The sequence below is a fragment of the Flavobacterium cutihirudinis genome (assembly GCF_003385895.1).
GTDB lineage: Bacteria > Bacteroidota > Bacteroidia > Flavobacteriales > Flavobacteriaceae > Flavobacterium > Flavobacterium cutihirudinis.
In genome coordinates this window covers 177169-191120 of record NZ_QRDQ01000011.1, presented here as the reverse complement: position 1 = coordinate 191120, position 13952 = coordinate 177169, and the positions used below count along the sequence as shown (strand labels likewise).

13 protein-coding genes and 1 tRNA gene are annotated in these 13952 nt (G+C 33.4%); 6 read left to right on the top strand and 8 right to left on the bottom strand.

Translation table 11 applies throughout. From position 1 onward, the window contains the following. Positions 1 to 112 precede the first annotated feature (112 nt). The 3 genes from BD847_RS17395 (at position 113) to BD847_RS17385 (ending at position 1779) form a co-directional block, all read left to right on the top strand. Positions 113 to 577, top strand: a complete 465-nt coding sequence (locus BD847_RS17395) for an Mpo1 family 2-hydroxy fatty acid dioxygenase (protein ID WP_115889540.1) — start codon at positions 113 to 115, stop codon at positions 575 to 577. Between the two features lie 85 nt (positions 578 to 662). Then, a complete protein-coding gene (locus BD847_RS17390) occupies positions 663 to 1400 on the top strand; it encodes a DUF998 domain-containing protein (RefSeq protein WP_115889539.1) in 738 nt (245 codons plus the stop codon). Positions 1401 to 1434: 34 nt separating this feature from the next. Next, entirely contained in the window at positions 1435 to 1779 is a 345-nt protein-coding gene (locus tag BD847_RS17385; protein WP_115889538.1) for a hypothetical protein, read from the top strand. A gap of 92 nt (positions 1780 to 1871) precedes the next feature. Here the strand turns inward: BD847_RS17385 and BD847_RS17380 are convergent, their stop codons facing one another. After that, positions 1872 to 2954 (bottom strand): SMP-30/gluconolactonase/LRE family protein, encoded by a 1083-nt coding sequence (locus BD847_RS17380; protein ID WP_147298519.1) that lies wholly within the window; start codon positions 2952 to 2954, stop codon positions 1872 to 1874. A gap of 289 nt (positions 2955 to 3243) precedes the next feature. Between BD847_RS17380 and BD847_RS17375 the strand changes: the two genes are divergently transcribed. Genes BD847_RS17375 through BD847_RS17365 form a run of 3 tightly spaced genes read left to right on the top strand, consistent with a single transcriptional unit; the run spans position 3244 to position 6213 of the window. Next, positions 3244 to 4296 (top strand): sensor histidine kinase, encoded by a 1053-nt coding sequence (locus BD847_RS17375; RefSeq protein WP_115889536.1) that lies wholly within the window; start codon positions 3244 to 3246, stop codon positions 4294 to 4296. A 4-nt stretch (positions 4297 to 4300) separates the two neighbouring features. After that, positions 4301 to 5473, top strand: coding sequence for an alpha/beta fold hydrolase (locus tag BD847_RS17370; RefSeq protein ID WP_167443881.1), 1173 nt, complete (start codon positions 4301 to 4303; stop codon positions 5471 to 5473). A gap of 35 nt (positions 5474 to 5508) precedes the next feature. Next, positions 5509 to 6213 carry a LytR/AlgR family response regulator transcription factor gene (locus tag BD847_RS17365; RefSeq protein ID WP_115889534.1) on the top strand — a complete coding sequence of 235 codons (705 nt, stop codon included), beginning with the start codon at positions 5509 to 5511 and terminating at the stop codon, positions 6211 to 6213. 26 nt (positions 6214 to 6239) lie between these two features. Here BD847_RS17365 and BD847_RS17360 read toward each other — a convergent pair whose 3' ends face one another. The 7 genes from BD847_RS17360 to murC all read right to left on the bottom strand — a co-directional run bounded on the left by BD847_RS17360 (position 6240) and on the right by murC (position 13859). Continuing rightward, positions 6240 to 7163, bottom strand: a complete 924-nt coding sequence (locus BD847_RS17360) for a WD40 repeat domain-containing protein (RefSeq protein ID WP_167443880.1) — start codon at positions 7161 to 7163, stop codon at positions 6240 to 6242. A gap of 292 nt (positions 7164 to 7455) precedes the next feature. Beyond that, positions 7456 to 7529: transfer RNA gene (locus tag BD847_RS17355), tRNA-Arg, on the bottom strand. A 92-nt stretch (positions 7530 to 7621) separates the two neighbouring features. Further along, the gene (locus BD847_RS17350) at positions 7622 to 8071 is read right to left on the bottom strand and encodes a GatB/YqeY domain-containing protein (RefSeq protein ID WP_008467137.1); all 450 of its coding nucleotides are present in this window, start codon (positions 8069 to 8071) and stop codon (positions 7622 to 7624) included. A gap of 227 nt (positions 8072 to 8298) precedes the next feature. Continuing rightward, entirely contained in the window at positions 8299 to 10284 is a 1986-nt protein-coding gene (ftsZ, locus tag BD847_RS17345; RefSeq protein WP_115889532.1) for a cell division protein FtsZ, read from the bottom strand. 97 nt (positions 10285 to 10381) lie between these two features. Next, positions 10382 to 11794, bottom strand: coding sequence for a cell division protein FtsA (gene ftsA / locus BD847_RS17340; protein WP_115889531.1), 1413 nt, complete (start codon positions 11792 to 11794; stop codon positions 10382 to 10384). A gap of 6 nt (positions 11795 to 11800) precedes the next feature. Beyond that, positions 11801 to 12523, bottom strand: coding sequence for a cell division protein FtsQ/DivIB (locus tag BD847_RS17335; protein WP_115889530.1), 723 nt, complete (start codon positions 12521 to 12523; stop codon positions 11801 to 11803). After that, the gene (gene murC, locus BD847_RS17330) at positions 12510 to 13859 is read right to left on the bottom strand and encodes a UDP-N-acetylmuramate--L-alanine ligase (protein ID WP_115889529.1); all 1350 of its coding nucleotides are present in this window, start codon (positions 13857 to 13859) and stop codon (positions 12510 to 12512) included. The genes BD847_RS17335 and murC overlap by 14 nt, the downstream gene beginning before the upstream one ends. Between the last annotated feature and the right edge of the window lie 93 nt (positions 13860 to 13952).

Below are 13952 nucleotides of genomic sequence, written 5' to 3'. Positions count from 1 at the left end.
TCAGCTTGATCTGCTCCCGATAGCTATCGGGACTGCGAGAGAAATTTTATTCTGCAATAGCAAAAAGATTTTTCATTAGATTTACGACAACTAACCTATAAAACCACAAAAAATGAGAACATTAGATCAATGGTTTGCCGAATATGCCGTAAGTCATCAGAACCCAAAAAACAAAGCCATACACTACATTTGTGTGCCGGCAATTTACTTTTCGATCGTTGGATTATTAATGAGTATTCCGAGCGGAATTATTGCCAATACTTTGAATTTGCACGCACCAATTATCGAAAACTGGGCTTTTGTAGTTTTGCTTTTTGTTCTTATTTTCTACATTAGATTATCGGTTGCGATGGCTATTAAAATTGCCATTTTTTCTGCTATTTGTCTGGTGGTAAATTATTATATCGGACAGGTTTTTCCGTTATGGATTTTTTCTATCGGTGTTTTTGTAATCGCTTGGATTGGTCAATTCTACGGACACAATATCGAGGGCAAAAAACCTTCCTTCTTAAAAGATCTTCAGTTTTTATTAATTGGTCCGGCGTGGGTTGTAGAGAATGTATTTTCTAAAAAATAAAAGCTACAGAAGCATTTAAAAACACTAATTATCAGTTACTTAAAAGTAAATCTATTAACTTTATCCGTTGATAAACAGAAAAGTTATGGGAAAAGAAATCAAAATTGAAAGTTATGATGTTTTCACCTATAGACGCATTAGGCGCGCCATTGGGTATCTGGGTTTAAGCCTGCCTATTCTTTTGGTTGGACTTTCTCTGATTTCATTTTTCGAGACACAGATTCAACCTTCGATTAGTGACTATTATTATACTAACTTAAGGGAAATCTTTACCGGAACTTTATGTGCGGTTGGTTTGTTTTTGATTCGTTATAAAGGACATGGAAATACATCGATTTGGAAAAATGATAACTTACTAACGAACGTTGCCGGAATTATGGCAATTGGCGTTGCGCTCATTCCCACAAATCCTGCCGATTTTTCAAAAAAGGTTTATTCCTTCATTCCGTCTGATGCCAATTGGCTAGGTTGGCTTCATTATGGATTTGCAGGTGTATTTTTTCTCATTCTTGCTTTGTTAGCTCTAAATGTTTTTACACTTGGTCAGGCAAACGAGATAATAGCGCCTAAAAGCATTTTAAACGAAAATAACATTTATAGATTTTGCGGGTATACGATTTTGGTTTCATTAGTATTAGTTCCCATTTCAGGAAAATTCAAACTCTTTTCCTATTCTACTTTGGTTTTTGAAGCCATTGCTCTTTTTGCTTTTGGAATTGCCTGGCTCATAAAAGGTCGCGCACTCGGAGATCAAGGAAAAATAGGAGAAAAAATATATCAGGAAAATAATCCGGTTGACACCGAAAAGATACTGGAAGAATAAATTGAGAATTTAAATCAATAAAAAAACAAACGAAATGAATCCATTCGATTTTAATAATAAACGATTTGCACTGATTGAAAACTCAGAAAATGGTCAGGTAAATTCAGAAACAACATTTAATTATAAACAAGAAGAAAACCTTATTACGGCCGACTATTTTGGAGGTACAATAAAGTACGGAAAAATTATTGCCGACTTAAAAGGCGATCAATTAAATATGCTTTATCAATGTTTAACAACAGACAATCAATTAAAAGCCGGTAAGGCAATAGCCCAAATTACAAGGACAGAAAAAGGGAAAATAAAATTGTCTTTAAACTGGGAATGGCTAACAAACGGAAACGAAAAAGGACAATCTGAATACATTGAAATTGAGTAAATAAACAATTTTCTGCTTCAATCTTATATCAAAAAAGCCAGCAAAATTATATGATTTTGCTGGCTTTTTTATGCTCGATTTATTTCTCGAATTTACAATTCAAAACTTGAAATGGTATGAAAACTATCAATTTCAGTATTCTTCTCTCCTTCAAAAGTATCATAATTCACAACCAACAATTTTCCTTTGTAAATAATAGTCTCACAAGGATTATCCAATTGTCCGTCTGCTCCATTCTCGTTTCCATTTTCCCAAATTAATGAAATCGTATTGGTGTCTAAGTTTAATTGGTGCACACTATTATTTTCGTAATTGGCGATAAAGATAGAGTTACGCTTTTGATCATAATAAAAGCCATCACAACATTTTAGTAGTTCCGAATCAAAAACAACTTTTTTGGATTTTACTTTTCCATCTTTAAAAAACTCAATTTTAGTAATTACGCCGTCTCCAAAATTTCCTGCGTACAAATCGCCTTTTTTATCGAAAGCAATTCCGTCAATTCCTATCGTTCTTTTTGTTACGGATGGCTTAAGTAAAAAAGTAGCAATTAGAAATTTTTCTTTATTAGACGGATCTAAAACAATATTTTTTTGGTTCAATTCTTCCATTGAGAAACTATAAATTCCGCTTTCTCTACGGTTTTCAAATAAAGCGTCTGTGATGTAAACTCGATTTTTGGACCATCTAACGGCTTCACCAAAATTAAAACCTTCTACTAAGACTTCTGCATTTACAGGTTTTCCGTCTTTTACATTGATTCGGATTAATCTTGAGAAATTCTCTTTTCCGGCAAACATTTGGTTGTCCATAACGTATAAATTCCCATCGGGTCCAAATTCCATTCCCATCGGATGCACCTTTTTTGTAATAGGATGCAATGGCAATTTATCAAACCAGGTAATCGGTTTGTTGTTTTTATCAAAAGTTAGAATTTTACTTCCGTGTTTGTCAAATGTAATTGGATTGGTAATGGAGAGAAATAAATTTCCTTTTTTATCTAATGCCATTCCGTCGGGCGTTTGGCAAGATTCGCCCAAATCTGCAAACAGTGTGGGTTTGATTAATTTAGAAGTTGAGTCGTATTTAATTTCTTGTTTACTTTCTTGCGAAAATAAATTTATTGTGCTCATTAAAATCAGTATTCCAAGGGTGTTTTTAATTCTACTTTTCATTCGGTTTTTGCTTATTTTAAAGGTTTTCATTTTAGTGCATTACAGAGTAAAGTCACTAACAAAAGAATAAATTTGATCATAATTATTTTTAAGCAAATCTAATTTTATAACAACCTCGCAATCGCGACCGCCGATAAAAAGGCCGTTTTCGCATTCAAATAATAAAAAGCAAATAAAAAATGAATTCGTATGCTAAGACTTCGTTTTTAATGCCAAAAACCCATTATTTATAGCTATTACTAAATCTTGCCTCTATATTTTATTACCTTGCCCGTAATTAAAATACACCATGAATTTTTTCAAAAAACTAGATTTAAAAAGAATCGCGCTTCATTTTTTCTACTGGGTTTTCTTTTTACTTTTTTATTTTTCAAACAAGTCTGACAACGAAGATACTTATACGTTTCTTTTTGTTTATTCTATTAAAATTATAGCGCAGGCGTCTGTTGGCTATGGTCTGATTTATTGGATTATTCCTGAGACATTAAATAAAAAAAGATATTTGCTTTTCATCGCCTCAGCAATTGGCTGGATTTATATTGTTTTTGCTCTTTTGATGCTCATAAAATTTTATTATCTGGAACCAAAGTTTCCTGATTTTTTTGCGGACTGGCTTGGTCATAAAATGACAGTTCCCGAAAGACTAACATCAGGAAAACTGATTTTGAGGGAGTTTTCTTTTATTACTTATCCGGTTATTATTTTAGGTTTTATAAGTTTTAACCGCAAGCAACAACGTTTATTAAAATTAGAAGAAGAGAAAAAATCAATGGAACTTAAGGTTTTGAAAAATCAGTTAAATCCTCATTTTCTATTTAACACTTTAAATAATCTTTACACTTTAACCTTAAAAAAAGATAATAAAGCGCCCGAAGTTATTGCTAAATTATCTGAAATTCTGGATTTTGTTTTATATCGATGTAATGAAGATTATGTTTCGATTGAAAAGGAAATTACTCTAATCGAAAATTATATTGCACTGGAAAAACTCCGCTATAGCGAAAACAGACTGGATATTTTATTTGCCAAAGACATTCAGGAGAACAACAAAATTTCGCCTCTAATTGTACTGACGTTTATCGAAAATGCTTTTAAACATGGCGTGATCAATGAAACTGAAAAAGCAACAATTCGATTGAATCTGGAAAGCAAGAAACAACAAATCATTTTTAGTATTGAAAACACAAAACCTAAAAATGAGTTTTCGAAAATTTCCGGCAAATCAAAAATTGGGTTGATAAATGTTAAAAAACAACTCGATTTATTGTATCCGAAAAAACATCAACTGGAAATTGAAGAAACTCAAACTAAATATTCCGTTAAACTTTATCTTACGCTTTAATTCTATGAAGAAATTTTTATTGAATCTCTCTTTACTATGCACTTTTATAGCGGCAAACGGCCAATCTAAAACTATAGACACTCTTGTTGATGTCGGAAATCATAAATTACATTTTAAGATCGTAAAAGGAAAAGGTACCCCTATTCTTTTTGATTCTGGCGGAGGAAATGACGGATCGGTTTGGAATTCTATTTTAGATAAAACTTCTGAGATTACAAATGCTCCGCTTATTACTTACGACCGTGCAGGTTTTGGACAAAGTACTATTGATACTTTACAAACTGACGAATCGAAACATGGTATTATAAGCAGTATCGAAGATTTGGAAATTGGGCTAAAAAAGTTAGGATACAATAAAGAAATCATCTTAGTTTCTCATTCTTATGGAGGTTATCTTTCGGCGCTTTATGCTTCAAGACATCCTAAACTAGTGAAAGGAATTGTTTTAATTGACGTGAATCACAATTATTTTGAAGACGGTGTAATCGAAAAAGAATTATTAAAACAGGAAAAGCTTATTCCGCAATGGAAGAAAAACAATAGAGGAACCTACTTTATGTCGGCTACTATTCGTGAAACGGTTAAGATAATGAGTACGATTTCGATTCCGCAACACATTCCTGTTGTGGATTTTGTAAACGGAATTCCTTTCTTAAAAGCACCCGAAGATATCGAACGTTGGAAAGAATGTCATAAAAAATATGTAGCCAATAATCCGAATGTAACCGGGATTACAGCAAATGATTGCGGTCACGGAATTTGGATCGGGAATCCATCTTTGGTAATAACCACAATTGCAAAAATATATGCGAATGCCTCAAAACAAAAGGCAGAAATTCAAGAACGTGCTTTAGCATATGCCATTACAGCCAATAACGAAGAAAAGGCCGCCGATTTGGTTTTTAATAATTCTGAAGAAGATTTAAATACTTGGGGATATCAATTATTGGCAAAAAATGAAAACAAAAAAGCAGCAGAAGTTTTTAAATTGAATTTGACATTAAATGCAGGAAGTGCAAATGCTTACGATAGTTATGGCGAAGCTTTATTGAAAATAAATCAGACTGAAGAAGCTGTAAAAATGTACAAAAAATCGATTGAATTGAATCCTGAAAATAATAACGGAAAAGAAGTTCTGGAAAGAATTACAAAAGATAATCCAAAACTGCTAAATTAGATTTTTAGAATTCGTAAATATTTATTCTTTTTTGAATGAAACACAAATGCATCATTGTTGACGACGAACCTTTAGCGAGAGAATTAATTGCTTCACATTTAGCCAATTTTGAAAGTTTTGAACTGGCCGATTCTTTTGAGAATGCTTTAAAAGCTTATTCTTATCTAGAGACAAATTCCGTCGATTTAATTTTTTTAGATATCGAAATGCCTTTGCTTAAAGGAAATGATTTTCTAAAAAAGCTCAAAAATCCTCCAAAAGTTATCTTTACAACTGCATATAGAGAATATGCTCTTGAAGGATATGAACTCAATGTGATTGATTATCTTTTGAAGCCCATTACCTTTGATCGTTTTTTTGTGTCGATTGAAAAATTCAAGCAATTACAGACATCTAAAAAAGAGATTAATCCAGTAACCGACAATCATATTTTTGTTACTAGCGGCAATAAAAACATTAAAATTGTCTTTGATGAAATTCTGTACATCGAAAGTCTGAAAGACTATATTACAATTCATCTTGAAAACGAAAAATCGCATCATATTAAACAAAATATTTCCGTTTTTGAAAAACTGCTGAACCCAGATTTTATTCGAATTCATCGTTCTTTCATCATCAATACCAAGAAGCTAAACGCTTACTCAAAAAATGAAATTGAAATAAACAATGTAGAAATTCCGATTGGAAATAGTTATAAAGAAAATTGGTTGAATTATTTGAATAGTGCTATTTTGAAATAGAAAAGTATATATGTTCGTTGTGTTTGTTATTCTACTGATAGTATTTTTTCGGCTCTATTATTCCAAAGAATTATGTTTTGTTGTATACTTGACGTAATAATTCTGTTACCTTCTTTACTCCAGGAAACACCCCATAAATAATCTTCAGAGTTGCCTTCTGAAATAAGTTTGCCTTTGGTGTCGAAAATTCGTAATGTGTCACTAGCGGTTGCCAATCTGTTTCCTCTAGAATTCCAAGCTAAATTTCTGTATTCAGCTTCACTTATATCACTTGATTTTATAAGTTCACCTTGCTCATTCCAATATTGAAGTAATGATCTATCCTTTCTGTCACCGTAGTCACCCGTAACAAAAAAAGTCCCCGATTTATGCCACGCAACACTCAACAACATCACTTCTTCTGCTCTATGTTTAATTGATTTTATCAAATTACCCTGAATATCAAATAACCGTATTTTGTCAGCAACCGTTATTAATATATTTTTCTTCGGATGCCAATCTACAGCTGTAATACTTATACTATTTTCGTTTTTAAAACTCCTTATTAACTTGCCTTTAATATCGTAAATTAAAATTTTTCCGTCATTGTCAGCAACAACTAAATATTCGCCTGTATAATTCCAATCTAGTGCTCTTGCTCCATCGGGTGAAATTCCGCTCAACTCAATTTTTTCATTGGTATCTAAATTAATAATGCTGGATTTATCTTCCGAGAGTTGTGTTGCAACTGCAATACTATTTTTTGATGGATGCCATTTTACACGAGTTACTGTACTTTTTATTGGTATTGATTGGTGCAATTTTAATTTTTTTCCATCATAAATTTTCAGAGTGTCTAAGTTCCCACCGATAGCAATAAATTTTCCGTCAGGACTCCAATCAGTAGTCCACAGAATTTGTTTTTCAATAGTATCTTGTGCAAAAGAATGATTGCTAAATATTGTTATCAAAATTATACATCGAAACAACTTACTTTTTATTTTCATAAATATGCATTTTATTCCTGCAAACCTACTTTCGTTTTATGCATAAACACCCATTTACAATGTAAAAAGAATTGTAAAAATTTGTAAACGACTAAGTAAGAAACACTAAATCATTTAATTGACAGCTTTTTGAATATTTGAAAAAGAAGAGGATATTTCATTTAACCACTAAATCATTCGGATCAGGAATAACCAAGGAAGTTATAAAATAAAAAAACGCAAATCCTTGATATCAAAGAAATGCGTTTTATTATTGTGACCCCGGAGGGGTTCGAACCCCCAACCCTCAGAGCCGAAATCTGATATTCTATCCAGTTGAACTACGAGGTCAGTTTATTAATGATTTCAGATTGTAGATTTTAGATTTCAATTGGCAATCTAAAATCTACAGTCTAATCCCGAAACTTCGGGACTAAAATTATTTACGAAAGTAATTTCTTCACAATTGTAGAAATAGTTTTTCCTTCAGCAGTTCCGCCTAATTGAGCAGATGCTAATCCCATTACTTTACCCATTGAAGCAATTCCTGAAGCTCCTGTTTCTGCAATGATTTTTGCAACTACAGCTTCTACTTCTTCTTCGCTTAATTGTGCTGGTAAGAACTTCTCGATTACAGCAACCTGAGCCAATTCTGGTTCAGCTAAGTCTGGGCGGTTTTGTTCTGTAAAAATTCTAGCACTCTCTTTACGAGTTTTAACTAATCTCTGAAGCAATTTAATTTCTTCGTCTTCTGATAAATCTTCTTTAGATCCTGAAGCTGTTGAAGCTAATAATAATTCAGATTTAACTGCTCTTAATGCTTCTAATGCTACCGTGTCTTTTGCTTTCATGGCCGTTTTGATCTCGTCCATGATTTGTGTTTGTAAACTCATGTTTATGTTTTATTTAAAATAAGCAAAGCCTATTATTTGATATATTAATTCGGAATCTGTTCTCGACTAGTTTATCCTGAGCGAAGCCGAAGGGTTTAAACAGACAATAAGATTCACTTTAAAAACCTATTTAGGAAGTCAAATTTCTAAATTCTGTGCGAAGATAAAAAAAATAACCCGAAAATTAAATCCAATTTTCGGGCTATCCTAATATTATGAATATAAAATTAATCTACGTTGTCGTGCAAAAATGAATTATTTGAACGCAATTGCAAATCATTATTACTATCAGTACCAACAGAAATTCTTGAATTGGTATTATTTGACTGAGAATTCGACAAATCGATTCCTAATCTTTTGTAAGCAGGTTCTTTTTCCAACTCATCAATTCTTGAAACATTATTATGGAATTTATAATTAAATTCTTTTAGTTTCTTTCTTCTTTCTTCAGCGCGTAAACGTAAAGTTTCTTCGATAGTCAATTCCATTGGAGAAACTTCCGCAGTTGTTGAAAAATCAGGCTGACTTGCAAAATCAACTCTTGGTTTCAACTGAATATTTAATTCTTCAGGAACAACATCCTCAACCACTTTTTCAACTGGTTTTGAAGCCATTAAATCATTCTCTACTTCCATATATTCCTCTAAAGAATATTTGATAATTCCTTTATCAGAAAGTTCTGTTACTGGTACAAATGAAACCGGATCATTTACTTTAATATTACGTGTTTCGTTTGTTAACTCAAACAAAATTTTAGATTCCTGCTCAATAACCGGTTCTTTTTTCACTTCAGGCTCTGACCTGAAAAGTGGTAAATCAAATGAAAAAGTAGTTTGTTCTTCTCTTTCAAAAGTTCTTTGCTGTACTGGCTTAACTTCTTGTTGGAATGTCTCTGCTGCCGGAGTCGAAATTTTAAAATCGATATCGGTAATTGGAGAAACAATTTCAAATGTCACATCAAGGTTTTTAATAAACTCTGACATTACTACCAATTCTTCCTGATTAATTGTAGGCGTTGTTACAGGAGCAACCGGAGTTTGAGCTACGGGAGCAACCGTATCCTCCATTAAGTCAAAAACAACTTTATCTTCAGATTTTGTTGTAGGTGTTTCAGCATTTAAATCAAAAGAAGTCAAAGGTCTATTAGTTAGATTATGAACACTTCTTTGCTCATCTTCTAAGGTGTGAATAATTTTCTTTGGCTCTGTATTTACGATTTCGTTTTGCTGTTCAACATCAAAACCAGTCGCAATAATAGTTACAGCAATAGCCTCACCAAGAGTTTCGTCTTCACCAACTCCCATGATGATATTAGCATTGTAACCAGCCTCAGCCTGAATATGATCGTTGATCTCTCCGATTTCGTCAAGCGTTATTTCATTAGATCCAGAAACGATAAGCAACAATACGTTTTTGGCACCTGTAATTTTATTGTCATTTAACAGTGGAGAATCCAATGCCGATACAATTGCATCTTTTGCTCTGTTTTCTCCTTCTGAAACCGAAGATCCCATTATAGCCGTTCCACTATTTGCTAAAACTGTTTTAGCATCACGTAAATCGATATTTTGAGTATAGTGGTGCGTAATTACTTCAGCAATACCTCTTGAGGCTGTTGCCAAAACTTCATCTGCTTTAGAGAATCCTGCTTTGAAACCAAGATTTCCGTATACTTCTCTTAATTTATTATTATTAATTACGATCAACGAGTCAACTTGTTTACGTAATTTTTCGATTCCTAAAAGCGCTTGCTCCTGACGTACTTTCCCTTCAAACTGAAACGGAATAGTCACGATACCCACTGTAAGGATTTCTCTTTCTTTTGCTAATTGCGCGATAACCGGAGCAGCACCTGTACCAGTACCACCACCCATACCAGCGGTAATAAATACCATCTTAGTACCACGGTCCAACATTTTTTCGATATCGGCAATACTCTCAATCGCAGACTGCTGTCCTACATCAGGATTTGCTCCTGCTCCAAGACCTTCTGTCAAATTCATACCTAACTGAATCTTGTTAGGCACTGAACTATTTTGCAGCGCTTGCGAATCGGTATTACAAACGATGAAATCAACGCCTTTAATACCTTGTTTAAACATATGGTTGATAGCATTACTACCTCCTCCACCTACACCTATTACTTTGATTACATTTGATTGGTTTTTTGGTAAATCAAATGAAATGCTTCCAAATTCTGAGTTGCTCATCATCTTTTTGGTTTTTTAATTCTTATTTAGTACATTTTTTACTTCTTGACTTGGGGCCAGAAAGTAATCCTTTTCTTTTATTATTCTATTCGGCTTATATCTATTCTGCGTTGTCTAAAAAATCTTTGATTTTATCGACATATCTATCAAAAAATGATCTTCTAATCTTTGTTTCTGTAGATTCTGCTTCCACCTTACTAACTCTAGGTTGCTCTCTATATTCTTCAATAGCTTCTACTCTTTCAACGTAGTTTTCTTCTACTTCGTATCGCTGTTGAACTGGCGGCGGTGCATTTCTATATACAATTTTCGGCTGTTCATTTACGATCTCCATTCTCACAGCACTCTGTGTACTGTTTTCGATACTGTTCATTACTAAACCTACAGCAGTTGCAAACAATGGACTCGAAATTTCTTCGCTTGAATTTCCAGCTAAATGCTCATTTGGATATCCAATTCTTGTGTCCATACCAGTAATATATTCAACTAATTGTTTAATATGTTTTAGTTGAGCTCCACCACCTGTAAGAACGATTCCGGCAATTAATTTTTTACGAGGATCTTCATGTCCGTAAGCTTTAATTTCAGCAAAAACCTGTTCAATAATTTCCACAACACGCGCATGGATGATTTTTGATAAATTTTTAAGCGAAATCTCTTTTGGTTCTCTTCCTCTTAAACCAGGGATAGAAACAATTTCGTTGTCTTTATTTTCTCCCGGCCAAGCTGATCCAAATTTTATCTTTAAAAGCTCTGCTTGTTTTTCAATAATTGAACAGCCTTCTTTAATATCATCTGTAATTACATTTCCTCCAAAAGGAATTACAGCAGTATGACGAATGATTCCATCTTTAAAAATGGCTAAATCTGTTGTTCCGCCTCCGATATCGATAAGCGCAACTCCAGCTTCTTTTTCTTCCTGACTCAAAACTGCATCTGCCGAAGCTAATGGCTCTAATGTCAATCCTGAAAGCTCGATTCCTGAACTCTGAATACATCTTCCAACATTTCTGATTGAAGAAGCCTGCCCCACTACAACGTGAAAACTAGACTCTAATCTTCCACCGTACATTCCGATTGGCTCTTTAATCTCAGATTGCCCATCAATTTTAAATTCCTGTGGTAAAACGTGAATAATTTCTTCACCTGGCAACATTGCCAATTTGTTTACCTGATCAATCAAAAGCTGAATATCTTTTTCGCCAATAACTTCTTCTGGATTATTACGGCTAATGTAATCTGTATGCTGTATACTTCTGATATGTTGTCCGGCGATACCCACAACAACATCTTTAATTTTATAACCTGAATTGTTTTCTGCTTCAAGTATTGCTTGCTGGATTGACTGAATTGTTTGCGTGATGTTGTTTACAACTCCTCTCGCAACTCCCAGACTTTTGGATTTTCCGATACCCAAAATTTCCAATTTGCCATACTCATTCTTCTTGCCTATCATGGCAACTATCTTTGTCGTTCCAATATCTAGACCTACTGCAATGTTATCTTTTTCCATTTTCTATTATTTTGTGCAAACTACTTGTTCCGTAAACCTAAGGTCAATTTTATTGTATTTGTATAACGAACTATCTAAAACTGCTTTTTGAAAAAACGCTTTATAGTTTCTAAATTTTTTATCAACATTCATCGTTCTTCCAAAATCTATGAAGTAATCATAGTTTCGATTAAACATTTTTAGGCTGCCATTAGGCATAATTTGTATTGCAATGATGTTTTTTTTCAAAAACGCATCGTCATAAATTGTGCGAAATAAAGCAGCTAAATCTTCGTTATTTTTTTCATTTATTGCCCCTGAAACAAGAGGAACTCGCGCTGTAAAATTGTCTGACAAAGGCATTTTATTACCCTCATAGTCAATATAAAAAGATTGATCACCATCATAAACTCGCGCTATTGGTGTCTTCTGTTTTACTACCGCTTTTAGAACTCCATCAATACTTACAAAAACATCTGACTTCTCAATCATGTCTTGCGTATCAAGGGATTTTTCTATCTTATTCAAATCTACTTCATCTTTTCTAATACTGGAAGCGTCTCTTTTATTTTCTATCAACAATTTATTAACCGTTTCTGCTTTCACAAAAAGAGCATTTTCTCCTACAAAAACGACCATAGATTTCTTCAATTTTCTATCTCCATTTCGATGTTGTGCGAAGGAATATAGAAAAAGAACTAGTCCGAAAATAAGTACTAATCTAATATTTGTCCAATTAAATATTTTCATTTAGCATTTGTTTAATTGACGGTACCATTTCTCCAATATCACCTGCTCCTATTGTAACAATTATTGGAGCATCATTGGCTTTGATTTGCGCTAATAAATCATTTTTTGCAACAATTTTTTTGTTCGAATTTGTCATCTTACCCAAAAGCCATTCTGATGTAACGCCTTCCATAGGAAGTTCTCTGGCCGGATAAATATCCATTAAAAACACTTCATCAAATTTTGACAAGCTTTCAGCAAATCCATCCACAAAATCTTTTGTTCTACTGAATAAATGTGGCTGAAAAATCGCCAACACTTTCTTTCCTGGATACAATTCTCTAACTGCCTGATGAACAGCATTTATTTCTGTCGGATGATGTGCATAATCATCTATATAAACTAACTTATCTGACTTTATCTGATAAGAAAAACGTCTTCTGATTCCTCTGAATGAAGCAATGGCTTTTGCAATTGACTCGGTCGGGGTGCCGTAAGTTTTTGCCATCGCAATAGCCATTAATCCATTCATTAAATTGTGTTTTCCAGGTAATCCAAAATGAAGATCTTTAATGATTTCTGATGGTGTCTGCACATCAAAAACATAACTTCCGTCTTCAATTCTAACATTATAAGCCTTATATACAGCATCTTCATTTATAGCGCATTGAACGCCTTCTAAAGGCAATTCTTTCGTTATAAAAAGATTGTTTTTATCTTCTACTTTTGAAGCAAATTCTCTAAAAGAATCTTCAATTGCATCACTAGTACCATAAATATCCAAATGATCCGCGTCCATAGAGGTTACACAGGCAATATCTGGATGTAAATGCAAGAACGATCTATCAAACTCATCAGCTTCTACAACTGTTACTGTTTTTCCAGTTCCAATTAAATTTGAATTATAGTTTTCTACAATTCCGCCAACGAAAGCCGTAACATCTGCACCACTTTCAAATAAAATGTGACCTAAAATACTTGAGGTAGTTGTCTTACCGTGAGTTCCCGCAACTGCAAAACTAAAAGTGTCTTTGGTAATAATTCCCAAAACCTCGGCGCGCTTTTTAATTTCGTAATTTCTTTCAATAAAATAATTCCACTCAGAATGTGATGCTGGAACCGCAGGCGTAAAAATCACTAGTGTATTCTCAACATTATAATCACCCGGAATCAAACTGATATTATCTTCAAAATGAATATCAATACCACTTTCAATTAATTCACTTGTCAGCATTGACGGCGTTTTATCGTAACCTGAAACCTGTTTCCCTATATATTTGAAATAGCGGGCCAGAGCACTCATTCCGATGCCTCCAATACCAATAAAATAAACGTTTTGTATTTGATTTAAATTCATTTCTTTTTTGCTTTTTTTCGCTTTAAGCAATAGGCTTTAAGCTTTAGGCCTTTTCTACCTTTGTCTTTATTATTTTATTCTTTTTCTTTAAGC